The following is a 24,274-nucleotide window of genomic DNA, read 5'->3' as shown; positions in this document are numbered from 1 at the left end:
TCCATTTGTGTTGCCTAGTTAATAAATATGTGTCCAGGATTCTGGGTACATATCATTTTAGCTTAATTAAGGCCTATTTTTTTATATTTCTATAATACAAACAAATAATGAAAATAATATATTATAAGAACTAACCTAATTTATTTCATCTTCATCTACTGTTTCTTGTTCTTGGTCTCTTGTTTTTTCTCTTCCTGACTTCTTTTCTCTATATATTTCAAGCACAGTTCTTATAAATGATTCATCTTCAAAGTCCGTAATGTTCATCGCAGGCACACCAGGAACAAAAGTTCCCTGTTTAACCTGAGCAACAAATTCCTTTAATGTTTGAACGATTTCTGTTTCATCAATTCCCATATCAATTAAAGGTTCAACGAAACTTTCTATAAATGCGTATCTCAAATCATCACGAGTTTGAATTTTTGAAGTATCAAAAGGCAAGTCTAAATCACCATTCTTAACTTTTTCAATCATTTCTTTCTCAGATTCTGCATATTTTTCAGGATTACTTAGAATTTCTTGAATTTTCTTTACATCATTATGTTCAGATTCCGATAATTCTTTCGAACCAAAGAAATTACCTATTGAACCCATATTAAGTAAATCATGGTCATTTAAACTAGGGGCAATGTATTCAAAGTATGACTGATATATTTTATCTTTACTTCTTCATTCAAAAATTGATGAAATTTCTTTAGATATGGTTGAAAGTTCTAATCTTGAAAGAAGACCGAAATCAAAAAATTCCGTCGTAGCTGAAACTTCCCCAAAGGAAGGAACAAGAGAATTATGGAAAGCATATACGTAATTATTATCATATAAAGATTTTGCTAGTTGCATACCAAAAACGCTTGTGTTTTTGCTATTTTCGACCCTATTTGTTTTATTAAATTTTAATGAATGCTTTAATACCGCATCTGTGTTTTGCTTTAGCATAGCGCTAAATCTTTCGGCCAATGATACTCCAGCGTATTTAATGCCCTTCTTAAGAGTAAATTCAAACGAAACAACCGAAAAATCAGATAATATTGCTGTAAAATAATTTGATTTCTTATCAAGATATTCTATTTTTTTGAATAAAAAGTCATCAACATTGGCAATCAAGCCTTTTTGAGCTCTTGTTTCAAAAGTTATTTCTCTAAGTTCTTTCTCATCAAATTCACTTGTATCAAAGATTGGATAATATGGATTCTTATTATATCCATAGAAAGATAGAATTAATCTACCCAATTCCTCAAATGTTAAATTATCAGATATAATTAGTTCTAACGGCTGATCTTCGCCCAAAAAGTCAACTAGTTTAACATTAGTTTCATTAAAAAAAGGAGATAATTTATTAATATTATTAACCTTTAAAATATAATTTTGTCCAATTCTTGTTACCTTCATTTTACTTCTCCTTTATAAATTCATGAAACATATATTTTCTTGTAATATTCTTTAATCGATATAAATAGTCCAAAATAGCTTCTCCTAACCCATTTTGTGCTACATCACTTGTAAAAAGTTTAGCAGTTTTTAATACTTCATTAGATGAATTATCCATTGCATATGAATAATCAGTAAGTTTTAACATCGAGGTATCATTATTACTATCTCCGATAGTCATAACTTCTTTTAGCATTACTTCTTCATTGCTATAAATATTTTCGACCATTCATCTAACGGCACTTCCTTTATTAACTCCTAACGAATTAATTTCGATATTGCAATGGGTCACAATAATTTCCATTTTATCTTTTAGGTGTTTGATACTATCATATATTTTTTCATATAGTGTTGTTGATGGCTGATCGTCAATGGCATACAACTCAATTTTAATAGGTTTTATAAACTCACCTTTTCACAATTTAGGTATCATTTTCTTATTTTTGTCACTAACAAAATGATAATTTATAACCTCGTCAATTATAATCTTTTCATCTTTTAGATAAAAATAATTTTTGTCATCTCAAAAAATAACTTGTAAATTTAACTCATTTGCAATTTTAATTACTTCTTCTAAATAAGAGAATTCAATATTTCAGCTCTTAATAATCTCTGCTTTTTTCACGTCATATATTTCAGCACCAGATGAACAAAGAAGATATCTCACATTTAGTCTTTTAGCTAAATTTAACATGCGCTCTTGCACCGGATTTCCGGTGCATATGTTAAAATCAGCACCATTATCAATAGCAAACCTAATATCATATTCGGTATCTGGTCTTAAATCAAAATTTCGATACAGCGTACCATCTACATCGCTAAAAATAACAGGTTTTTTGTTATTAATTATTGCATACATTATTTAGCTCTTCCTTTCTTAGCTTTAAAAGCTATTTTCTTGCGCTTAACCAATATTGCTATTATTATATATAAAAATAATGCACTAAAGCTAATTGTGGGGACAACATATCCAACAATTTTCCACTTTTTATTGCTATCATTATTTTTATCATATTCTCTATTATAAAACCAATGGCCATATAGAACAATCTTGTTGCTACTAATATTTTTTAATTCCTCAATTTTCTTGGCTTCTTTTAAATATTTTTTCTTTGTTAACCAAGTCCAAACTAATATGGCTGCTTCAGGCAAGGGGAGTTTTTGACTTCTCAAAATTACTATCAATTTTTCATCATCATTTTTTGTTTTATTATAGTTATCAACAAGATCAATAAAATCCTTAGAAATATATTTTTTAGCAGTTATATTATTATCCAACGCTTGCGACTCTTTTGATGTTAAATCAGAACTTTTACCATTTATTTCTATTTTATCCAAGGCGTTTAACCCTTTTTCACTACCCCACTCAAAGAATGATTCATAAGTATAATCCTTATAAGAAATATTTTCATCTTTTACTTTTTTAGCCAAAAGAAAATCATCTCAATTAAGCTTTTCATATTTTTGTTTAATAGCACTAAATTCAAGGCTTTTATCTTCTTCAACTTGATTTTTATTTTTACATGAAACAACTAATGGTGCAGTTGCAAAAACAGGTAATGTAACTAATGATGATAGAAATATTTTTTTTTGCATTTTCTTCATAATTACAATAAATTTTATAATAATTAAGGCTATTTTTTGAATATTTGAAATAACCAAAAAATATTACATTATTTATGTTTAAATTATTAATAGCATTATTCTAAAAATAAGGAGGTAAAAATATGAATAATCTTTTAATTGCCTTGATTGTAATTAGTGCATTAGCACTAATAGGAATAGTTTCCATATTATCTTATTTAATCACACAAAGATTAAGAGCTGAAAAGGCAAAAACAAAAACTGAGGAAATTATAAAAAATGAAATCCAAAACCATCTAAATGAAATTAATAACCATATTGAAATAAAATTAGATAAGTTAGAACTAAATCAAAAAGGTTTTTTAACTGAAATCATTGGTGATAAAATAAATAATTTAAAAAATGAATTAAACAAAACAATAAATGAATTTGGAAAGTCTTATAATGAAATAATCAACAATAATTTGGTTCGAATAGCTAGTGTTATAAAAGAAAGTAATAAGGTTCAAAATGAAGATCTAAATAAATTATCAAATGTTTTAAGAGAAAATGTTAATACAAGACTTGAAGATATAACTAAAAGAAATCGTGAGTGATTTGAAGAAATTAAAACAAAAATAGATAAACACTTTGAAGATAAATTAACAAAACAAATCAATGAACATTTTAATAATATCAAGAGCTCGATGGATGAAATGAACAAAGGCATGACTGAATTTAGCACTATTCAAAAAAGTGTTATTGATCTTAACAAAGCTTTTTCAAACAATAAAACTGTAGGAAATTTTGGTGAATTCTCATTAAGACAAATTTTAGAAAACCATTTTCCGTCACTTAAAAATAATCTCTGATTTGAACAATATAAAATTGATCCAAAAAGTGATGAAAAAGTAGATTTTGTTATTAGGTCAAAAAATATTATTGATGGCAAAGAACAAGAAATCATTATTCCGATTGATAGCAAATTTCCTTTAGATACATGAAATAAATATATTGATAAGGAAAATGAAGTAGATAAAAAGGATGCTCTTAAAAAATTAAGAGATAAACTTAAAGAAATGGCTAAAAGTATTAGAGATAAATATATCAAACCATATCATAATACTACACCTTTTGCCATATTATTTCTGCCATCTGAGAGCATACACCTAACATTAATTCAAGACAATAACTTTATACCTGCAATATTCAATGATTATAAAATATTAATAATAGGCCCAAGTTTTATGATGGCTTTTATATATAGTTACTCTGTTCAAAACCAAAATTATAGAGTTGCAAAAGATATTGAAAAAATTAAAGATTTATTTATCGAAATTCAAAATAAATACAATGCTGTTAATAACAATATTATTGATGGTTTAGAATCTATTGGACAAGCATCTAAAAAGATTGGAAAAGCATACAAATATACAAACGAAGTCATTAATAAAATTAGCAAAAACTCTAATGAATTAGGCATTCCTGCCCCCGTTATAAAGGAAACCACTGAAAAGAAGAAAAATAAAATAAATGCCCTAATTTCTGATGACATTTAAAAAAATAAAAAAATATGTTGCACATATTGTGCAGCATATTTTTCAAACTAAAATTATTTTGTAATCTTTGTTACAGTTCCGGCACCAACAGTTCTACCACCTTCACGGATTGAGAATCTTGTTCCTTCTTCAACAGCAATAGGTGCAATTAAAGTAACTTTTAATTCAACTGTATCCCCTGGCATAACCATTTCACGTTGTCCGATGAATGCAATTCCACCTGTAACGTCTGTTGTACGGAAGTAGAATTGTGGTTTATAGTTTTGGAAGAAAGGTGTGTGACGTCCACCTTCTTCTTTTTTAAGAACATAAACTGTAGCTTCAAATTCTGTGTGAGGAACGATTGTTTTAGGTTTTGCTAAAACTTGTCCACGTTCAATTTCTGATCTATCAATACCACGTAGTAATAAACCAGCATTATCCCCAGCTTGAGCTTCTTTTAGGTTCTTTCTAAACATTTCGATACCGGTAACAACTGTTTTCTTAGTTGGCTTTAATCCAACAATTTCAACTTCTTCGTTAAGTGATAAAACACCACGTTCAACTCTACCAGTTGCAACTGTTCCACGTCCTGTAATTGTGAAAACGTCTTCAATAGCCATTAAGAATGGTTTTTCTGTTTCACGTTTTGGTTCTTCAATGTATGTATCAACAGCATCCATTAAGTCCATAATTTGTTGCTCATAAGCGGCGTCGCCTTGTAATGCTTTAAGAGCTGAACCGGCAATAACAGGTGTATTGTCTCCATCGAAACCATATTCGTTTAGCAATCCACGGATATCCATTTCAACTAAACCAATCATTTCTTCTCTTTCATCATCACTAAACATATCAATTTTGTTTAGGAAAACAACAATTTTAGGAACACCAACTTGTTTTGCCAATAAAATGTGTTCACGTGTTTGAGGCATAGGACCATCAGTAGCAGCAACTACTAATATTGCACCATCCATTTGAGCGGCACCTGTAATCATATTTTTAACATAGTCAGCGTGACCTGGACAGTCAACGTGTGCATAGTGACGCTTTTCTGTTTGGTATTCGATGTGTGAGGTGTTAATTGTAATACCACGTGCTTTTTCTTCTGGGGCATTATCGATTGAAGCGTAATCTCTAGCTTCTGATAAACCTTTTTTAGATAAAACTGTTGCTATCGCAGCTGTTAATGTTGTTTTACCATGGTCAACGTGACCGATTGTTCCAACGTTAACGTGAGCTTTTGAACGGTCAAAATCTACTTTTGCCATTTTCTTTCCTTTCGAGTTAACTATATAAATTTTTAATTTTTTTATAGATATTAAAATCTTTAAGATTAAACGCGTTTAACCACCTAAGCATAGCCTTTCATCTATGTCCTGTCCAAATTAAGGCGTTTAACATTGATTTTTAAAGTAAATAAGTAATGAAATAATTTTAACAAAAATAAAAATTTTTAAAATTTTTTTAAACTTTTATTATAAAAACTTTAAAAAAGTAATATAAATTTTTCAATTTAATTTAAGTCGTTTTTTCATTTTTAATTATCAAAAAATCACAAAATATAATAATACTAAATTAATAGTTATTAATTAGAATCCCTTAAAATTCTACCTAAAACTATTTGCAATTGTTCTAAAGGAACAGACTGTAGTACGCCATTTTCAGCAAGCGTTATACCACCGTTTTCTTCGCTAACAATTAATGTTGAAGCATCACTCATTTCAGAAATTCCCATTCCGGCGCGATGTCTTGCACCATATTTATTATCAATTGACTTCTTAGTTATTTTATAAAATGTAGCAACATAGTAAATTTTATTATTTCTTATAATAACCGCGCCATCATGTAAGGGGCTATGTTTATTAAAAATAGAAATTAAGATCGAAGAAGAAATATTCGCATCCAAAATAATTCCATCTGTTCTTAGTGGGTCTAAATTATCATTATTTTCAATTGTTATAATTGCACCAGTTTTTGTTGCCGAAAGCTTCTCTAGCGCTTCTCTCAATTGATAAATTATTCTAATTTTAGTTGAGCTTCCAAGGCTCTTTTTAATAGACTTATTTTTCTTCTTGGCATTTACAATGTTAATAATATAATTAACTGATAAAACAACCGAAATAAAGATTACAAAAAATAAAATAATATATTCAACCATTAAAAACCTCATCTAATTTTATGAATTACCATTTGCTAATTTAATAATTATTATCAAGACAATGATTTGAATAATTATTACAAAAATAATTGCCAAAATTCTTCTTAGTTTACTAATTGGTTTTGCTTGTGTTGCCTGTGGAGAATCAGATCATCTATCGAACTCAATATATGTTTGATACTTCATTTGCAATTGTGTTTGTCTATTCTGGGCTTGCTTAATTATTTCCTTATTTCTTTCATCCATAATATTCATAAATCTCATCTTTTGAAAATAATTAAAAATTTCCATCTCAGAATAATCCTTAAAAAATTTAGCATTCTTCTTATATGACTGAAATTCAGTAATGATTCTTGAGATATTATCGCTCTCAGGATCATAATTCAGGGTTCTTGTATCTTTTTGTTTTTGAGCCATCTTTCTCCTAACAATCAATAAATCATCATTTTAATATGTTTGATTATTAATTAAGATTATTTTATTATAATTACACATATATTAATAAAAATTTTATATTAAATTACTAAAAAATATAGGAGATAAAATGAAAAAAACAATCAAGGATATTGAACTTAAAGGAAAAAAAGTAATTCTAAGAGTTGATTTTAATGTCCCTGTTTCTAACGGAATGGTTATGGACACAAAAAGAATCGATGCAGCATTGCCAACAATCAAGTACATTTTAGACCATGGCGCATCACTAATTATGCTTTCACATTTAGGAAGAATAAAAGCTCCTGAAGACAAATTAAATAAATCGTTGAAGGTTGTTGTAGAAAAGTTTTCTGAAATTCTAGGCAAAAAAGTGGACTTTATTCCTGAAACTAGAGGTGAAGAAGTTAAAAAGGCAGCTTCAAACCTAAAACCAGGAGAAATTATTTTCTTAGAAAACACTCGTTTTGAGGATTTAAATGATAAGGCTGAGTCGGGAAACAATGAAGAATTAGCAAAATATTGAGCTAGCCTAGGAGATGTTTATGTTAATGATGCCTTTGGTGCTTCACATCGTGCTCATGCTTCAACGGCAGGTATTGCAAAATTCATCAAGGAATCAGCACTTGGTTTATTAATGAACAATGAAGTTTTACACTTATCTAAAATATTAGATGGATTCGAAAGACCATATGTTGCTATTATTGGAGGAGCAAAAGTTAGTGACAAAATCAAGGTACTTGAAAAATTATTCAATGTTGCTGATAAAGTTCTAGTTGTTGGTGGAATGGCATATACCTTCCAAAAAGCATTAGGTCACAAAGTGGGAACATCAATTTGTGAAGATGACAAAGTAGAAATGGCAAAACAATATTTAATTGAATATAAGGACAAAATTGTTTTACCAATTGACAATGCTTACACTGATGAATTCGCTGATAAAACTCCTTTATTTACAACAAAAGATAATATCAACATTCCTGATGGATATATGGGATTAGATATTGGCCCACAATCAGTTGAGCTATTTAACGAAATTATCGCTTCCGCAAAAACAATATTTTGAAACGGACCTGCGGGAGTAACTGAATTCAAAAACTTTGAAAATGGAACAAAAGGTATTGCTATAGCTATTGCAAATAATGAAAGAGCTTACTCTGTTGTCGGTGGCGGTGATTCAGTAACTGCTATTAACAAACTAGGATACCAATCAAAATTCAGTTTTATTTCAACTGGTGGCGGAGCTTCTATCGAATTCATTCAAGGTAATAAAATGCCCGGTTTTGAAGCAATTCAAGATAAAGAGTAATAGTTTAATATAAATTAAAAGAGAGTTCATTTTTCAATGGACTTTTTTGTTTAATTTGTTAAAATTCTTTTATGAAAAAAACATGTTTAACATTAAAAGAAACTCAGTTTGCGATTGAAAAACTAAAAGACGTTTTTTCACATAAATTAAGAAGAGCCTTAAATCTTACAAGAGTATCGGCACCTATGTTTCTAAGAAGTAGTAGTGGCTTAAATGATGGTCTCTCAGGAGAAAAACCAGTTATATTTAGACCTAAAAATATTAATGAAGATATCGAAATTGTTCACTCACTAGCAAAATGAAAAAGAGATGCCCTGGCAAGATATAATTTTAACGTTTATGAAGGTATCTATACTGATATGAACGCAATAAGACAACAAGAAAATATTGATAAAACCCATTCTTTTTATGTCGACCAATGAGATTGAGAATTAGTTATAAATAAAAAGGATCGTAATATTAGTTTTCTTAAAAAGGTTGTTAAAAAAATATATAAATGCCTCAAAGAAACAGAAAAAACCATTAATAAAATTTATCAAATTTTCGCAACAAAACTTCCAGAAAAAATTTTCTTTATTAGTTCAAATGAACTATATAATCTCTATCCAAATATTTCGCCTGAGGAGAGAGAATACGAGATAGTAAAAGAACACAAAGCTATTTTTATTTACCAAATTGGTTATCTATTAAATGATAATAAGCCACATTCAAAAAGAGCTAAGGACTATGATGATTGGATGCTTAATGGTGATTTAATTGTCTATGATCCAATCAACGATATCGCTTTGGAACTAAGCAGTATGGGAATTAGAGTGGATGGTGATTCACTAAGAAAACAATATCAACTAAATGACTATGAAATAGCAAAAATAAGTCCATATCATAAGGCTATTTTAGAAAACAAATTGCCTTTAACTATCGGTGGGGGACTAGGACAATCAAGAATTGCAATGTTTTTATTAGAAAAAAGACATATTGGTGAAGTTCAAGTTAGCATTTGAAATGATGAGACTAAAAAAACGATCAGTGAAAATGGCATAATTCTCTTATAAAATGATATACTTTTATCATAATTAAAATACATAAAGAGTTGTTAGCTTGACGGCGATGAAACATGCCAACCTGTTCATATAGAATAAGGTGGATAGTCAGAGATTTTTACAAAAAATCTAACATGTATCATTTGTAAGTTTATTTAGTCAAAAAACAACCTATAAAATAGAGTTGTTTTTTTATGTTTTTAATTATAGCTATAGAAATTTAAAGGAGAAATACAATGAAGAGATTATTAACAAGTGAATCTGTGGGTCCGGGACATCCAGATAAAATTTGTGACCAAATTTCAGATGCGATTGTCGATGCTTTATTAAAGCAAGATAAATATTCAAGAGTAGCATGTGACGTTATAGCAAATGATGACCTCATATATATTGGTGGCCAAATTTCAACAAAAGGTTATATTGATACTATTAAGGAAGCATGAAAAATACTTAAAAATTTAGGCTATAAGGAAAACGATTTTAAAATAATTAACGCAATTACTGAACAAAGTCCTGATATTGCTCAGGGAGTAAACAAGGACAACAATAAAGAATTAGGTGCTGGCGATCAAGGGATTTTGTTTGGTTATGCCACTTGCGAAAATGAGTATTATATGCCATGACCTATTGTGCTAGCTCATGAATTAGTAAAGCGTGCCGAAAATTTAAGAAGACATAAAAAATTTCCATATGCAAAGTCAGATATGAAAAGCCAAGTCACAGTTGAATATGATGATAAAAAAAATACATATACTATTAAAAAAGTTTTAATGTCAATTCAACATGAGGAAAATTTTAATTATGATAAATTTAAAACCTTTATAAAAACAAATATCGTTGACTATGTTTTAAAAGAACATAATTTCAATTTAGATTATGAATTATTAATAAATCCCACCGGTAGATTTGTAATAGGGGGACCAACCGGAGATACTGGTTTGACTGGTAGAAAAATAATTGTCGACACTTATGGTGGTTTTGCAAGACATGGTGGTGGGGCGTTCTCAGGCAAGGACGCAACCAAAATAGACCGTTCTGCAGCATATATGGCAAGATATATAACCAAAAATTTTGTTGCTGCTGGCATTGCAAAAAAAATGGAAATCCAATTATCTTATGCCATAGGATTGCCTAGACCACAATCAATTTATATTGAGACTTTTGGTACTTCTAAATATACAGAACAGGAAATAATTAATGCCGTTTATAAATTATTTGATTTAAGTGTTGAAGGAATTATAAACACACTAAATTTATTAAATCCAATTTTTCTACCAACCGCAACGTTTGGCCATTTTGGTAGAAATGACCTTAATTTAAGTTGAGAAAAAATTGACAAAATAAACGAAATAAAAGATTTCTTTAAAAATATAAAAAGATAAATTATAATTTTATATGTGTCTAGGGGATTAGTTTAATGGTAGAACAATGGACTCCAAACCCATTTGTGCGGGTTCGATTCCTGCATCCCCTGCCATATCATAAAATTGTTAATAAAACAAGATGCATTACAAATGTATCTTGTTTTTTTAAAAAAGTAAAGCATTTCTTATTAATAGATTTTAATAGGAAATGTAAAACGGCTAACTTCATGTTTTATGGCGATTAGGTTTATTTTTAATTTTTTAATTAGTTATATCGGTATAAATATCTTTTTTTCTCAAAATCTGTTAAATTCTAGATTTCTATTTTTTTTATATTTCACATTAACTCCTATAATTATTTTAAACTATAGGATGTTGCAAAATAATTGAGAATTTACAAATTACGAACAAAAATATGCCTTATTAAGAAATGGCAAAAAAGAATTTATAATTATTAAAAATAGCAAATAATATAGGAATTAAATTAAAACAAAGGAATAAAAATGGGATACCCAAAAATTATTATTAATGAAACTAAATTCAAAACTAACGTTAGAAGAGCAATCGAAATTTGCAAGGTTAAAAATATTGAAGTTTTAGCAGTAACTAAAGGTTTTTGCGGAAATAGAAGAATGGCGGAATTATATGCTGAGGCGGGCATAAAAAACTTTGGAGATTCACGGCTAGATAATTTTGAAATATATAAAGATATACCAGGTCACAAACAACTTTTAAGAATACCAATGATTTCTGAAATACCAAAAATGATTGAATTATGTGATTCATCATTAAATGGCGATTTAGATGTTATTAAAAAAATTAGTGATTATTGTTTAAAAAACAATAAAAAGCCGCATGAAATTGTTTTAATGGTGGACTTAGGTGATAGAAGAGAAGGCGTTTTGCCAGAAGATGCTTTAAAATCAGCTAAATTAATCAATGAAATGAAAGGTGTTAAATTAATTGGTTTAGGATGCAATTTTGGGTGTTATGGTGCTAGAGTACCATCTGATGAAACAATGAAACAATTCGTTGAAATCCAACATCAAATTGAGAGTGAACTTAATATCAAATTAACTCATATGTCAGGCGGAAACTCATTGAGTTTACATATGGTGTGAGAAAATCGTATGCCAGAAGAAATCAATGTTTTAAGAATGGGTTTTGCAATGATTTTTGGTACTGAAGATATGTATCGTCAAACAATTGATGGAATGTATCGTGATGCATTTAGATGCGAAGTTGAAGTTATTGAAGTTGATTATAAAAGCTCAATGCCAATTGGTGCTTGTGGAATTGATGCGTTTGGACATGTTCCTTATTTTGAAGACATTGGTGATATAAAAAGAATTATTTTGGCAATTGGTAAATTGGATACAATGTTTGATGCCATGATCCCATATGATGAAAAACTAAAAATTTTAGGTGGATCTTCAGATCATATGATTATCAATGCTCAAGATTCAGATATTGAATATAAAGCCGGTGACATCGTTACTTTTGATCTTGACTGAGGGAGTTTATTATATCTATTCAATTCTTCATATGTAATTAAAGAATTTGAAAAATAGTTTAATTTTTGTAAAAAATAACAAAACTTATTGAAAAAGAGATTTTTTTAATATGCCAAAAAAGAAATTAAAATGCTAAGTGCAAAAGAATTATATAATAAATATAAATTAGCAACTCAGGAAGAAGTTTACGAAATTATTAAGCAAAATACCAAAGATCTTATTCGAATAATACTAGAAGAAGAGATCAAAAAACACCTTGTTACGATAGATATGAGCATGAAAAAGCGATAAAAGATAACTATCGAAATGGTAGTTATTCTAAAAATCTAAGATCAAATTTAGGTGAAATTGAACTTTAAATTCCGAGGGATAGAAACTCTGAATTTGAACCAACAATAGTTCCAAAATACCAGTATGATATTTCTAAAATTGAAAGCCAAATTATGGGTCTTTATTCAAAAGGAATTTCAACGAGAGATATCTCTCAAACTCTTAAGGAAATGTGCGGAGTTGAAGTTGATGCTACTTTTGTTAACAGAGTAACTGATAAGATAATTCCACACATAATGGAGTGAAGAAATAGACCTTTAGAAAAAACTTATGCAATGGTTTTTATTGATGGAATAAGGTTTAAAGTTAAAGAAGAAAATAAACTTGTTGAAAAGTCAGTTTACATAGTTATGAGATATTCTTTGGAACGATATAAGGATGTTTTGGGGTTCTGAATCGGGGAATCTGAAAGTGAAAAATGTTGAATTCAAGTACTAAATGACCTTAAATTAAGGTGTGTTCATGAGATATATCTCATGGCGAGTGATAATTTAGCGGGAATTAACGAAGCAATCAAAGCTGTTTATCCTAAAACACAAATTCAAAAGTGCATAGTTCATCAAATAAGAAATTCGACAAAACATGTTAACTATAAAGATTTAAAAGAATTTACCCAAGATATGAAAAATATTTATAAATCCAGCAACCTGGATGATGCTTTAAGATTTCTTGAATTTTTTGGACAAAAATGAGATTCTAAATATCATTATGCAGTCAAAAGTTGAAGAAATAATTTCGATGAATTAGTTACTTTTTTTTAATTTTCCAGCGGAAATTAGAAAACTAATTTATACAACAAATGTTATTGAAAATTTAAATAGAAATATTAGAAAAATTTCTAAAAAACTTCATTTCCTACTGATGACTCTTTAATAAAAATAGTTTATTTTGCAATTCAAAATCAAGTTGGAAAATGAGGTAAATCCGTTCCTAACTGAGGGGTTGTTTATAACCAATTGCAAATAATTTTCGAATAATAATAATAATAATAATAATAATAATTTAAAATAACCAAATAACATTTAGGAGATTAAATTCTCCGATTTTGTTATGTTATTTGGTTATTTTTACATAATAAATTTAGATTTATGTAAGCTATTTTCAAATCTCTTACTCAAAAAGTAAGCAGGAGATAAATTTACACAAAATTTACTACACGACCTATTAATAATGCAAATTATAAATATTTATCTCTTTTTCGTTACCATCCTTTGCTTTCAATTCTTCATATTCCTTTATTTTTGAATAATCACTAGGTATGTATCTATTTATAAAAATTTTTAAAGTTGCATCTTTTTTATCGTTATCTATTCCGATTATTATAATATCTGCAATGTCCAATTCCTTATCATTATATTTAACCTTATGTTTATTAATAGCTGAAAGAAAAGATCTTGTTTGTAAAAAACTAGGATAAGGTGAATGAATTGTTTTTTTTCAATTTGTTACGTCTTTATAAGTGTCTTCTGAGCTTGTTTTAAAAATTTTAAAATCTTCTAAATCCTGAAATGGTGTAGCATATCATTGCTCAAATTCAAACCCATAGGGTAGAAATTGAGTAATCATTTTTTTAGGAAGATAAAATAGCACTATATCCTTTAAATTTGATATTTTTTCTTCAAATTCTTCTCTAAAATCTCCTTTATTATCTTTTGATGTATTTATAAGTTTAATTTTCAATGGGATAACATAAAAACCCTCTTTCTTAATGCTATTTATATATTTTTTAACTTCCTCTATTTTATTAGAGGTTTTAAATTCATATTTTTTAAAAGGATTTTTAATTAAAATGTTATCGCCCTTAAAGGCATCCTTATAAAGGGTTACATCTTCTAAATAATTTCTATGAGGCATTGATGGTCCGATTGGCATATTAAGACGATCTAAATGTGTTATCACCGAATATATGCTAAAGCCAAGTAATGGAGCACCAATCACAACAGTTGGCACCAGCGCGCCTATTAATGCAATTTTTGTTTTCTTTTTCATTATTTTATTAACTCGCAATCCTTTAATCTTTCTGTAATTTCACTTCCAGTAACAAAATTAGCACCATCCCAAAAATATTTTCCTAGTTCACCTTGATCTTTATTTTCTAAATATTCAAGCCATTTAATGTTGTTTGTATCAATAATAACTTGATTTCATTGGTCATATCAATTAAAATTAACTAGTGCTCTTCCATCTTCATAAACTCCATAAGCTACATAAATATGCGAAGATTCGCCATTCAATTCATATCCACCATTCTTAAATTCTCTTGTATCCGAAACTAGAAATGCTGGTATTTTTTTATCCTTAATAAAATTTACAATATTATTGCTTCTGTTATATCAATAACTAAATGTATAATCAACATATTTTTTGTTTAATAGATTTTTAATAATTTCTTTCCTATTTCAGTATGTTGTACCCTTCTTGAATTTAAATTTTTCTAAAAGATCTTTCATATAAACATCATTTAATTTTGGAGAAAAATAATTTTCTTTTAAATATTTAACTTTTTCATTATTAGTTAAATTGGAAAAATATGTTCTGAGCTGATGAGTTTTTTCATACTCATAATCATAAACAAGGTCACCATTTATAATTTCCCATGGCATTGAGTCATAATCATATATTATTCCTGCATCAAAGGATTCTGTTTTATCTATATATTTTTCTTCTTCTTGAAATCCTAAATATCTAGGATTTAAAAAATAATTATTATAAAGTATCATCTGATTTATGGCAATATAGCCGCATATTCCACCTCAGTCTTCTTCGTTTGTGTAATATTTAGCATCATTAATTCCAAAAACCTTATTGTTGTTTGATTTAAAAAATCATGAATACCTAATTTCATCATCAGCATATAAAAAACCGTTGTATTCATTTCTTATACCATTTTTCTTGAAATCTGTTAAACTAGAATTTTTTACGGTGTTTAAATTCCAAATATTAAAATTGCTAAAATTAACATTTTTAAAATTTTTTTCAATTTTTTTAGATTGATCTTTTCAATCATCGGTCACATTTTTGGTTTTCTTAATAGGCCTATGAACGTCACCGGGAAATGGTTTATCCCTATCGCGAATATTTGTATAATCAAATGATGTTTCGCTATTTCTTAATATTATTGTATCCTTATTAGGAAACATTAACATCATTTCTGGCGTAAAAATATAATAAGGATTAACTTCTACTATTTTTTCTCTACCATGATCAAAGATTGAATAACCACCATTTTCATAGCCGACTATATAGTTATATTTATCAATATTAAAAAAATTACCTGATATAAATTTAATTTTGGTATCTTGTCGCCCTGTTAGTCTTATAAAATCGCACAAACAATAAGCACCAACTTTTTCCTTATATTTTATTTCTAATGCTTCATCTGTATTGTTACTATTTTTAGTATAAGAGATAACCAATATTGGACTAACCACTAGCGGCAATCCTAGTAAAAAACTTATCTTTTTCATATATCCCCCTTAACTTAATTTTAAAACTTTAAATTTTTTCAACAATAAATGAGGCGTTTTTTACAAAAAAATACATATTTAATATCAAAAAATAGACCCAAAACCCTAACTAGTTTTAGGCCTATTGGTTCTATTATTAACCTTTATTTTTTATAAAATATTCATTAATAAAATACTTCATTCTTACAATTTAATATTTTAAAAATTAAAACATTAAATAAAAATTAATATATTACCCATGTCTTTAATAAACAAATACATTATGAAAATTTCTTTTGTAATTTTATTTAGCTATCTTAAAATAACAAACATCTCCATCCTTCATTAGATAATTTCGGCCTTCTAGCATCATTTTACCTGCTTCTTTCGCTTGTTTTTCACCACCACAAGCAATATAGTCATCGTACTTAATAACCTCAGCTTTAACGAATTTCTTTTCAAAATCAGTATGAATAATTCCGGCACATTCAGCCGCATTCATTCCTTTTTTAAACACTCAAGCTCTTGTTTCAACTTCTCCAACAGTGAAATAGGTAGCTTGATCTAATAAATAAAAACTCTTAGATATAAGTTCGGCAAGTCCGGATTTATCGATATTATATTCATTTAAAAACATTGTTTTTTCTTCATTTAAAAAGCTAGATACTTCATATTCAATTTTTATACAAATTGGAATTATATATTCATTATTTTTTTCTAATTCTTGTTTTAATCTTAAAAAATGTTTTGCTTCTGATAGGTTTTTGTATGAATTTGCATCAAGATTAGCAACATAAATAGTAGGCTTAATTGTAAGAAATTGATAATTTTTAATAATTGCCAATTCCTCAGATGAAAAGTCAATATCCTTTAGCATTTTTTCATCAGATAAATAATCTTTAATTCTAACCAAAAGTTCATATTCTTTTTTTAATTCCTTATCATTTGAGTTAATTGCCTTTTTGCCAATACGTCCTAGAACATTTTCAACCATCTGCAAATCTGCTAAAATTAGTTCTAAATTAATTATTTTTAGGTCGGCCAATGGATCAATATGATTTCTCACATGAACTATATCATCATTTTCAAAACATCTAATTACGTGTACTATTGCATCCACTTCACGGATGTTAGATAAAAACTTATTACCTAATCCCTCACCCTTCGAGGCCCCTTCGACAAGTCCGGCAATATCAACAAATTGAAATGTTGCTGGAACAATTTTTCTAGCATTAACAAGAGATGCTAAACTATATAATCTTGAATCTTCTAAATTAACTATTGCAATATTAGGTTCAATAGTAGTAAATGCGTAATTAGCTGACTCTGCTTCATTTAATGTTAAGGCTGAAAAAAGTGTGCTTTTTCCAACGTTTGGTAATCCCACAATCCCTGCTTTTAATGACATAAGAACCTCCAATAAAGAAAAAAAATTATACTAATAATTTTAATGTAATATAAGAAAATAATTTATTATTATAACAATAAATAACTCACAGAATTTAAGGTAGGTTTATTATGTATAAAAGATTCTCAAAAGGTATGATTGAGATTATCACAGGTCCCATGTTTAGTGGGAAAACCGAGGAACTACTAAGAAGATTAAGAACATTATCATATGCTAAATTTAATAGTTTAGTAATTAAGCCCGAATATGACAATCGTTTTTCTGATAGCGAAATAGTAAGTCGCTGCGGATTAAAAGAAAGAACTTTTTCAATTAAACAAATTGAAGATATTTATGAATTGCTTGACAAAGCTAAATATGATGCAATTTTAATTGATGAGGCTCATTTTTTTGGAAATAATTTAATTTCAGTGGCCGATGATTTGGCAAACAAGGGATATTTAATAATAATTGCTGGACTTGACCAAGATTATCGACGTCAACCTTTTGGACCGATGCCTAATTTAATGGCTATTGCTGAAACAATTACTAAATTGCATGCTATTTGCGTAATATGTCAAAATGTTGCAACTACTTCATATAGAAAAATAAAAAATAAGAGTTTAAATTTATTAGGTAATTACAATGAATATGAAGCTAGATGTCGTAAGTGTCATTTATTAGGTGAAAATGTTCAAAAAATAAAATAAAAAATGGGGCGTTCGAAGGGGATCGAACCCTCGTATGCCGGAGCCACAACCCGGAGCGTTAACCACTTCGCCACGAACGCCATTTTCTAAATTGCTTTATTATTTTAACATAAATAAACGTTTTTTTACAAATTTTAGGTTTATTATCTACAATGTAAAGCAAATTTTATAAGTTTGAGTTTTTAGTAGTCGCAATCAAAAAAAACACACATTTATTTTGCGTGTTTTTTTGATAAATTAAGCTTTTGTATCTAATTGAAAAAGTTCAATTTCATAAATAGTAGAGTGACCTTTAAACTTAAATGGAAGAACAATTTTACCATCTGCTTTCTTTTCTAGGCAAAGTGCTTTTCTACTATTTTTCTTATTAGAATTACTTGCAAAAAGTATTTCTTTTTTACGTCAAAGATCAACGAAATCCTTTGAGAAAATTCCTGATCCAAGGTTTTTTGCTTTGTTTTTCTTGTTGGGTTTCTTTTCGGAGAACATAAAATCATTTTTTTGATCAAAAGTAACATAACCAAAGTAGTGATGTTCTCTTTCATTTGACAACCTACTATTTCCTTTTAATATAGTAATAATTGTATTTTTAACATCATCAGTAATTGAACTAGTTGATACAATTGACTTATTATTTATTTTATCAACTATTTTTTGTTGTTCCTCAGTTAGATTTTCCTCGACATTTGCATCCGGTTGTTTTTTCTTGGCATCTGTATTTTTATTTAAGCTGTTTTTTGCTTGCTCAAGTAAATTAGACAATTTTTTGGTAGCATCTTCTATTTTTTCGGAATCTGAACTATCTTGTTTAACAACTTCCTGTTGTTTTTTTAATTCATCGTCTAATTGCTTTTTAATATCATCATGTTTTTGGTTAGTAAGAGTTTTTGAATAATCTTCCACTTCTTTAGCTATTTTATTGAATGAAGCTAGTGCTTGTAGCTTAGAATCTTTTTCTTGTTGTGCATCATCAATATCCCTTTTTGCATTTTTGGCTTTAAGTGTAGCTTCAATTAATACTGATGAAATAGAATCAATTTGCTCCTTAGTACTTTTATCATTAATAGCATTTTCATTTTCTTGAATGACTTTATCCAATTCATCCTTTATTGCTTTATATCTAGAATCTGACTCCAATTCCTTGCTTATTTTTTTAGCGGCATTAAGATTATTATCAAATTCAACTCTTGCCTCGATTTCATCATCGATTGGTTCGGCCATTTTTTTTGCTTTTTCTGATGCATCTTTTAATTTTTTAGTTGCTGCTTCAAATTGTTCAGCAGTACTATTATCATTAATATTTTTAACTATTTCATTAACTTCCTTTTCCAGCATGGACTTTATTTCCGCATACTTAGGACCACTCAAATATGTTAATTGATCATCGATGATATCTTTTTGCTTTTTATATTCTTGTTTTGTTTTTTCTAAAATATTATTTGTATTATCACTACCGTGTTGTCCATCTATCATTTGTTTGGATTCTTTAGCAGAATCAATAGCATTGGCTATTTTATTTGCTGCTTGCTTGAATTGCTCAACACTAGACTTGTCAGAAATTTCTTTTTTAGCAGTATTAATAGATGATTCAAGTTTAATTTTAGCTTCCTTATACTTATCATCTAGCAACGAGGATAATAACTTATTTGCTTCATCCAATTTAGTGTTATATAAGGATTTAACAGCTTCTAATGAATTATTATTTTTTACATCTATAGTATTTTTCTTAATTTCACTAACTTGACTAACTAACTTTAATAATGCATCCTTAAAATTGGAATTTGTTGACTTATCAGAATTTAGCACCTTTTTAGCGTTATCGATAGCTTTTTTAATTTCTAACTTTTGTGAATCATTAAGTTTCTTATTAGATTTTAATTCTTGCTCAAAGGTTTCGATTTGCTGAGATAGCTCTTTTTTAGGTTTAGCATGTAACACGATCCCTACTGATAAACCGGTTGCAAGCACGACAGCTGTACCGCTAATAGAACCTAACGAAATTAGTAATTTACTCGATTTTTTCATTTTAATTTTCTCCCACATTTTTAGCGCAAAAATTATTATTAGTGCAATTCATTTATTGTAAAGGTTTTATCTAATTTATAACATAACTAAATTAGTTATTTGTCATTTTCTTTAATTCATCGCTAGTAAATAGTTCTATTTCATATATCTTGTCGCTGCCTTTAAACTTAAAAGGTAGAACAACTTTGCCATCCTCCTTTAATTCAAGACATAACGCTTTTCTTCTGCTATTTGAACCGGCATATAAGACATCTTTTCTATTTATTAAATCCATAAATTCTTTAGCAAATAAATTTCCAAGATCTTTCTTTTTTCCTTTTGAATTTTCAGAAAATTGCAAGGTTGGTTCTTGCCCTTTTTTTGGCCTCTTGTAGCTTAAATAGCCAAAGAAGTATCTCACGTGTTCATTTTTATCATGACTTTTAGGAGAATTGTATATTTCAATAATAGCTTTTTTAACATCCTCGCTAATGGTGCTATTATTTAAAATTGTTTTATTTTTTATTTTTTCAACTAATGCCTTTTGGTCAGCTGTTAAAGTTTCTTCTGTAGTATCTGCTTTTTGTGCGTCTCTTTTGATTTGTTCAAAGAAATTTTTAAGGCTTTTAGTAATATCTTTAACTTTGCGAGAAGTTGTATTTTCCTGATCTACAATACTTTTTTGCTTATTTAACTCAGCCTCTAATTTATTTTTAAGACCATCTTGTTCAGGTTTTTTTAATGTCTTAATAAACTCTTTAATTTCATTTTCTAATTTATAAAAATCGGCTTTTGCTGCTTTTTTAGTATCATCAGTTTTTGATTTATTATCATTTTTTTTCTTTTCTGCCTTAGCTTGATTAATTGCGTCATTAATTTCATTTGTGGCAGCAAGAAATTCATCCTTAGAACTTGATTCAGTTATCGTTTTTTTATTTTTATTAACTTTTTCTTCTAATGTCTTCTTAATAGTTGCGTATTCAGGTTTTGCTTCTAATGTTTTAATTAGTTCATCGGCTTTAGAAATAACTTTGTCATATTCTTCTTTAGCATTTTCTAAATTTTTATTAGAATTATTTAAATTATGAACATCAATTGATTGTTTTTCACTATTAGCAGTTTCAATAGCACTTATCAATGATTTAGTAGCATTTTCATACTGTTCTTTTGTACTTTTATCGCTAATTCCTTTTTTTGCTAAATTAATAGATGATTCCAATTTTGTTTTTATTTCTTTATATTCATCTTTTGAAAGCATAGTTAGTAATTCGTTGGCTTCATTCAATTTAGATTCATATATTTTTTTAGCTTCGTTTGATAATAAATCAGGTTTTGAATCAAAGTTTTTTTTACTAATCTCACTAACCTGACTAACGAGTTTTGATAATGCTTCTCTAAAATTAATATTTGATGATTTGTCAGAATTTAACACTTTCTTAGCATCATCAATTACCTTTTTAATCTCGGTTTTTTGCGATTCGTTAAGCTTACTATTAGATTCTAATTCTAATTCAAAAGCTTGAATTTGTTGTGCTAATTCTTTTTTTGGTTTTGCTTTCATAACTAAACCAACCGATAAACCGGTAGCAAGTAAAACTACTGCGCCTGTAATAGAACCTAACGTGATTCATAATTTACTTGACTTTTTCATTTTTTATAATCTCCCTAAATTTAAAAATAAATTTTACTAATCAAATTTATTAAATCATTTAAACTGTTATTATTCTGCAATGCTAGGATTTGTTTTAAGCATATTCTTTAATTCATCACTTTTGAATAACACTATTTCATAATTTTTTTCATGTCCCTTAAATTTAAAGGGCAATACGACAGTTCCGTCTTCTTTTAATTGAAGCGATAAAGCTTTTCTGGCGTTGCTTGCTTTTGATGAAGTTGGAAAAACAATTTCTTTCTTTAATACTAAGTTAACGAATTCGCTAGCAAATATTCCATGGCCAAGATTTTTCGCCTTAATCTTGCCTTTTGGTCTTTTTTCTGAGAATTTAAAATCATGAGTTTTTTTATCAAAACTTATATATCCAAAGTAATAATTTACCTTTTCTTCATTAACTCTAGATTTATTTTTAAATATTTCAATAATTGAATTTTTTACATCCTCGGTAACGGCAGCTTCATTTATAATTGTTTTATCCTTAATCTTATCAACTATTTTTTGTTGTTCTGAATTTAAATTTTCTGATGCCTGTTCGCTTCTTTGAGATTCTCTCTTAATTTGTTCAAAGAAAGTCATAAGTTTCTTTGTAATTGTTTGAATTTTTCTGGCTGTTAAATTTTCTTTATTAATGTCATTTTTGCTTTTTTCTAATTCAGCTTCAAGTTTCATCTTAAGTTGAGTATGCTCAGGCTTTGTTAATGATTTTTGAATAAATTCAGTAATTTCAGTTTCAAGTTTTTTAAATTCAGCTTTTGCTTCATCAATTTTTTGTTTTAAAATTTCTTTTTTATCTATTTCCTTTTTTTCATTATTAGCAGATTCGATAGCAGCTTCCAATTCCTTGGTTGCACTTTTATATTCTTCATCAGTAGTTTTATCATTAATCTTTGTTTTAATTTGGTTTAATAAATCATCTAATTTTTTCTTGACATTTTCGTATTTAGTATCCTTAAGAGAACTTGATAATTGCTCAGCCTCCTTTAATTTTTTTTCATAATCTTTTTTAGCATCAACCTTTGGTGTGGTTTGCTTATCAAGTTCCATTTTTGCTTTTCTTGCATTGTCAAAAGCTTCTTCTAGTTTTTTTATTGCTTCTTTAAAATCATCAATGGTACTGCTATCACTAACACTATTAACAATCGCTTGAACTTCTTCCTGTAATTTATCTTTTATATCTTTATATTTGTCACCAGCTAATTCAACATCATATATATCAAGAAAATCATTGGATAATTTATTATAAAAAATCTGTTGTTGTTCTTCTAATTGGTGTTGTATTTTATCATCAATTGTTTTTTTATCATTCTTAGTTTTTTCTATTAATTCAGTTATTAACTTTGTAGCACTATCATATTGTTGTTTAGTACTCTTGTTTGTAACTTGGTCTTTTAATTTCTTAAATGATTCATCAAATTTTTGTTTAATATCTTTGTATAAATCACCATCAAGTTCTTTTGATAATTTATCTCCTTCGCTAATTTTTTCTTCATATTTATTTTTAGCTTCCAATAAATTCTTTTCTTCCAAATCAATTTGCTCTTTTAATTTCGAAGCTTCATCTATTGCCATTTGTAATTTAATTTGAGCTTCATCATAATCATGTTTTTTACTTTTGTTATTTAAATTATTAGTTATTTCTTTGATGGATAGATCTAATTTTGCTTTAACATCATAATACTTATTAGCTAAAAGCTTGTTTGATAGTTCTTTTGCTTCTTTAACTTTGTCATTAAAATCATTTTTAATATTTTCGAGAGTATCAATTTCTTGTTTAGCTTGTATAGCTTCTTTTATCGCTACTTCTAGTTTTTGTTTTGCTTCGTCATAGTCACTTTTTAAACTGCCATCATTTATATTTTTTGTTGACTCATAGATAAATAAATCAAGTCTAGATTTAATGGCTTCATATCTTGGATATGATAATAGTATTTGTAATTGTTTAGCTTCTTGTAACTTGTTATTATACGATTTTTTTGCAAACCTCTTTAACTTGTCAATATCCATTTCTTCAGTATTTGGATTTTGTTTAATTTCTTCAACAGAATTAACTAATTGCGCAATGGCATTTTCAAAATTTAAGTTTTGTGAAGAAGCGCCAGAAAGAAAAGCCTTGGCAGCTTCTATTGCCTGCTTAATTTTTGTCTTCTGGTTTTCGTTAAACGAAATATTATTTTTTAATTCTTTTTCATATTGATCAATCTTTTGAATTAAAACATTTCTAGGCATAGATTGTTGTACAGTATAGATTGATATTCCCGCGGCTGCAGCAATAGTTCCAACATTGGCTCCGCATAATGCAATTAATAATTTACTAGACTTCATTACATACTCCTTATTTATAAAAATAATTACTAATTATATATTTAAAACTCATTG

Annotated in this window: 21 protein-coding genes and 2 tRNA genes; 10 read left to right on the top strand and 13 right to left on the bottom strand. The window is 27.9% G+C overall.

The window, feature by feature from the left end:
* Positions 1 to 135: 135 nt before the first annotated feature.
* The 3 genes from ACWXVO_RS02150 to ACWXVO_RS02140 are packed head-to-tail and all read right to left on the bottom strand — an operon-like array spanning position 136 to position 3,033.
* On the bottom strand, positions 136 to 1,389 hold the full coding sequence (locus tag ACWXVO_RS02150; protein ID WP_456002309.1) for a hypothetical protein: 1,254 nt from the start codon (positions 1,387 to 1,389) through the stop codon (positions 136 to 138).
* Position 1,390: 1 nt separating this feature from the next.
* The gene (locus ACWXVO_RS02145; protein ID WP_456002306.1) at positions 1,391 to 2,287 is read right to left on the bottom strand and encodes a Cof-type HAD-IIB family hydrolase; all 897 of its coding nucleotides are present in this window, start codon (positions 2,285 to 2,287) and stop codon (positions 1,391 to 1,393) included.
* Positions 2,287 to 3,033 (bottom strand): hypothetical protein, encoded by a 747-nt coding sequence (locus tag ACWXVO_RS02140; protein ID WP_438340736.1) that lies wholly within the window; start codon positions 3,031 to 3,033, stop codon positions 2,287 to 2,289. Before ACWXVO_RS02140 ends, ACWXVO_RS02145 begins: the two co-directional genes overlap by 1 nt.
* 122 nt (positions 3,034 to 3,155) lie before the next feature.
* Between ACWXVO_RS02140 and ACWXVO_RS02135 the strand changes: the two genes are divergently transcribed.
* Complete coding sequence (locus tag ACWXVO_RS02135; protein ID WP_456002303.1) at positions 3,156 to 4,550, top strand: DNA recombination protein RmuC; 1,395 nt, start codon at positions 3,156 to 3,158, stop codon at positions 4,548 to 4,550.
* A 53-nt stretch (positions 4,551 to 4,603) separates the two neighbouring features.
* Here ACWXVO_RS02135 and tuf read toward each other — a convergent pair whose 3' ends face one another.
* From tuf to ACWXVO_RS02120, 3 genes are all read right to left on the bottom strand, one after another.
* Positions 4,604 to 5,797, bottom strand: a complete 1,194-nt coding sequence (gene tuf / locus ACWXVO_RS02130) for an elongation factor Tu (protein ID WP_438340734.1) — start codon at positions 5,795 to 5,797, stop codon at positions 4,604 to 4,606.
* Between the two features lie 317 nt (positions 5,798 to 6,114).
* On the bottom strand, positions 6,115 to 6,687 hold the full coding sequence (locus ACWXVO_RS02125; protein WP_438340733.1) for a diadenylate cyclase: 573 nt from the start codon (positions 6,685 to 6,687) through the stop codon (positions 6,115 to 6,117).
* Positions 6,688 to 6,705: 18 nt separating this feature from the next.
* Entirely contained in the window at positions 6,706 to 7,104 is a 399-nt protein-coding gene (locus ACWXVO_RS02120) for a hypothetical protein (RefSeq protein WP_438340732.1), read from the bottom strand.
* 127 nt (positions 7,105 to 7,231) lie between these two features.
* Here ACWXVO_RS02120 and ACWXVO_RS02115 point away from each other — a divergent pair, with 127 nt between their 5' ends.
* The 8 genes from ACWXVO_RS02115 (at position 7,232) to ACWXVO_RS02080 (ending at position 13,549) form a co-directional block, all read left to right on the top strand.
* On the top strand, positions 7,232 to 8,428 hold the full coding sequence (locus ACWXVO_RS02115) for a phosphoglycerate kinase (RefSeq protein ID WP_438340731.1): 1,197 nt from the start codon (positions 7,232 to 7,234) through the stop codon (positions 8,426 to 8,428).
* Positions 8,429 to 8,499: 71 nt separating this feature from the next.
* Positions 8,500 to 9,480: an aspartate--ammonia ligase gene (asnA, locus tag ACWXVO_RS02110; protein ID WP_456002300.1), complete on the top strand. Its 981-nt coding sequence runs from the start codon at positions 8,500 to 8,502 to the stop codon at positions 9,478 to 9,480.
* Between the two features lie 224 nt (positions 9,481 to 9,704).
* Entirely contained in the window at positions 9,705 to 10,850 is a 1,146-nt protein-coding gene (metK, locus tag ACWXVO_RS02105) for a methionine adenosyltransferase (RefSeq protein ID WP_456002297.1), read from the top strand.
* Between the two features lie 21 nt (positions 10,851 to 10,871).
* A tRNA-Trp gene (locus ACWXVO_RS02100) sits at positions 10,872 to 10,945 on the top strand.
* Between the two features lie 390 nt (positions 10,946 to 11,335).
* A complete protein-coding gene (locus tag ACWXVO_RS02095) occupies positions 11,336 to 12,403 on the top strand; it encodes an alanine/ornithine racemase family PLP-dependent enzyme (protein ID WP_456002294.1) in 1,068 nt (355 codons plus the stop codon).
* 72 nt (positions 12,404 to 12,475) lie between these two features.
* Positions 12,476 to 12,637: a hypothetical protein gene (locus ACWXVO_RS02090; protein ID WP_456002289.1), complete on the top strand. Its 162-nt coding sequence runs from the start codon at positions 12,476 to 12,478 to the stop codon at positions 12,635 to 12,637.
* A gap of 68 nt (positions 12,638 to 12,705) precedes the next feature.
* Complete coding sequence (locus ACWXVO_RS02085; RefSeq protein ID WP_456002314.1) at positions 12,706 to 13,437, top strand: IS256 family transposase; 732 nt, start codon at positions 12,706 to 12,708, stop codon at positions 13,435 to 13,437.
* Complete coding sequence (locus tag ACWXVO_RS02080; RefSeq protein WP_456002311.1) at positions 13,424 to 13,549, top strand: transposase; 126 nt, start codon at positions 13,424 to 13,426, stop codon at positions 13,547 to 13,549. The genes ACWXVO_RS02085 and ACWXVO_RS02080 overlap by 14 nt, the downstream gene beginning before the upstream one ends.
* Before the next feature lie 291 nt (positions 13,550 to 13,840).
* Here the strand turns inward: ACWXVO_RS02080 and ACWXVO_RS02075 are convergent, their stop codons facing one another.
* From ACWXVO_RS02075 to ychF, 3 genes are all read right to left on the bottom strand, one after another.
* A complete protein-coding gene (locus ACWXVO_RS02075) occupies positions 13,841 to 14,665 on the bottom strand; it encodes a hypothetical protein (protein ID WP_456002286.1) in 825 nt (274 codons plus the stop codon).
* Complete coding sequence (locus tag ACWXVO_RS02070; protein WP_456002283.1) at positions 14,665 to 16,143, bottom strand: putative cysteine peptidase; 1,479 nt, start codon at positions 16,141 to 16,143, stop codon at positions 14,665 to 14,667. The genes ACWXVO_RS02075 and ACWXVO_RS02070 overlap by 1 nt, the downstream gene beginning before the upstream one ends.
* A gap of 283 nt (positions 16,144 to 16,426) precedes the next feature.
* A complete protein-coding gene (gene ychF / locus ACWXVO_RS02065) occupies positions 16,427 to 17,530 on the bottom strand; it encodes a redox-regulated ATPase YchF (protein WP_455994235.1) in 1,104 nt (367 codons plus the stop codon).
* 110 nt (positions 17,531 to 17,640) lie between these two features.
* On the opposite strand from ychF, the gene ACWXVO_RS02060 reads away from it, so the two are divergent.
* Complete coding sequence (locus ACWXVO_RS02060; protein ID WP_438340723.1) at positions 17,641 to 18,219, top strand: thymidine kinase; 579 nt, start codon at positions 17,641 to 17,643, stop codon at positions 18,217 to 18,219.
* A 4-nt stretch (positions 18,220 to 18,223) separates the two neighbouring features.
* On the opposite strand, the gene ACWXVO_RS02055 is transcribed toward ACWXVO_RS02060, so the two are convergent.
* From ACWXVO_RS02055 to ACWXVO_RS02040, 4 genes are all read right to left on the bottom strand, one after another.
* Positions 18,224 to 18,299 (bottom strand) — tRNA-His (locus ACWXVO_RS02055).
* A gap of 157 nt (positions 18,300 to 18,456) precedes the next feature.
* Positions 18,457 to 20,244, bottom strand: coding sequence for a hypothetical protein (locus ACWXVO_RS02050; RefSeq protein ID WP_456002280.1), 1,788 nt, complete (start codon positions 20,242 to 20,244; stop codon positions 18,457 to 18,459).
* A gap of 91 nt (positions 20,245 to 20,335) precedes the next feature.
* A complete protein-coding gene (locus ACWXVO_RS02045; protein ID WP_456002277.1) occupies positions 20,336 to 21,874 on the bottom strand; it encodes a hypothetical protein in 1,539 nt (512 codons plus the stop codon).
* A 69-nt stretch (positions 21,875 to 21,943) separates the two neighbouring features.
* Positions 21,944 to 24,220, bottom strand: a complete 2,277-nt coding sequence (locus tag ACWXVO_RS02040) for a hypothetical protein (protein ID WP_456002274.1) — start codon at positions 24,218 to 24,220, stop codon at positions 21,944 to 21,946.
* Between the last annotated feature and the right edge of the window lie 54 nt (positions 24,221 to 24,274).

Source organism: Mycoplasma sp. 1890 (assembly GCF_053851615.1).
Note: the sequence above shows the minus strand (reverse complement) of the source record. Positions and strands in the feature narration are given on the sequence as shown.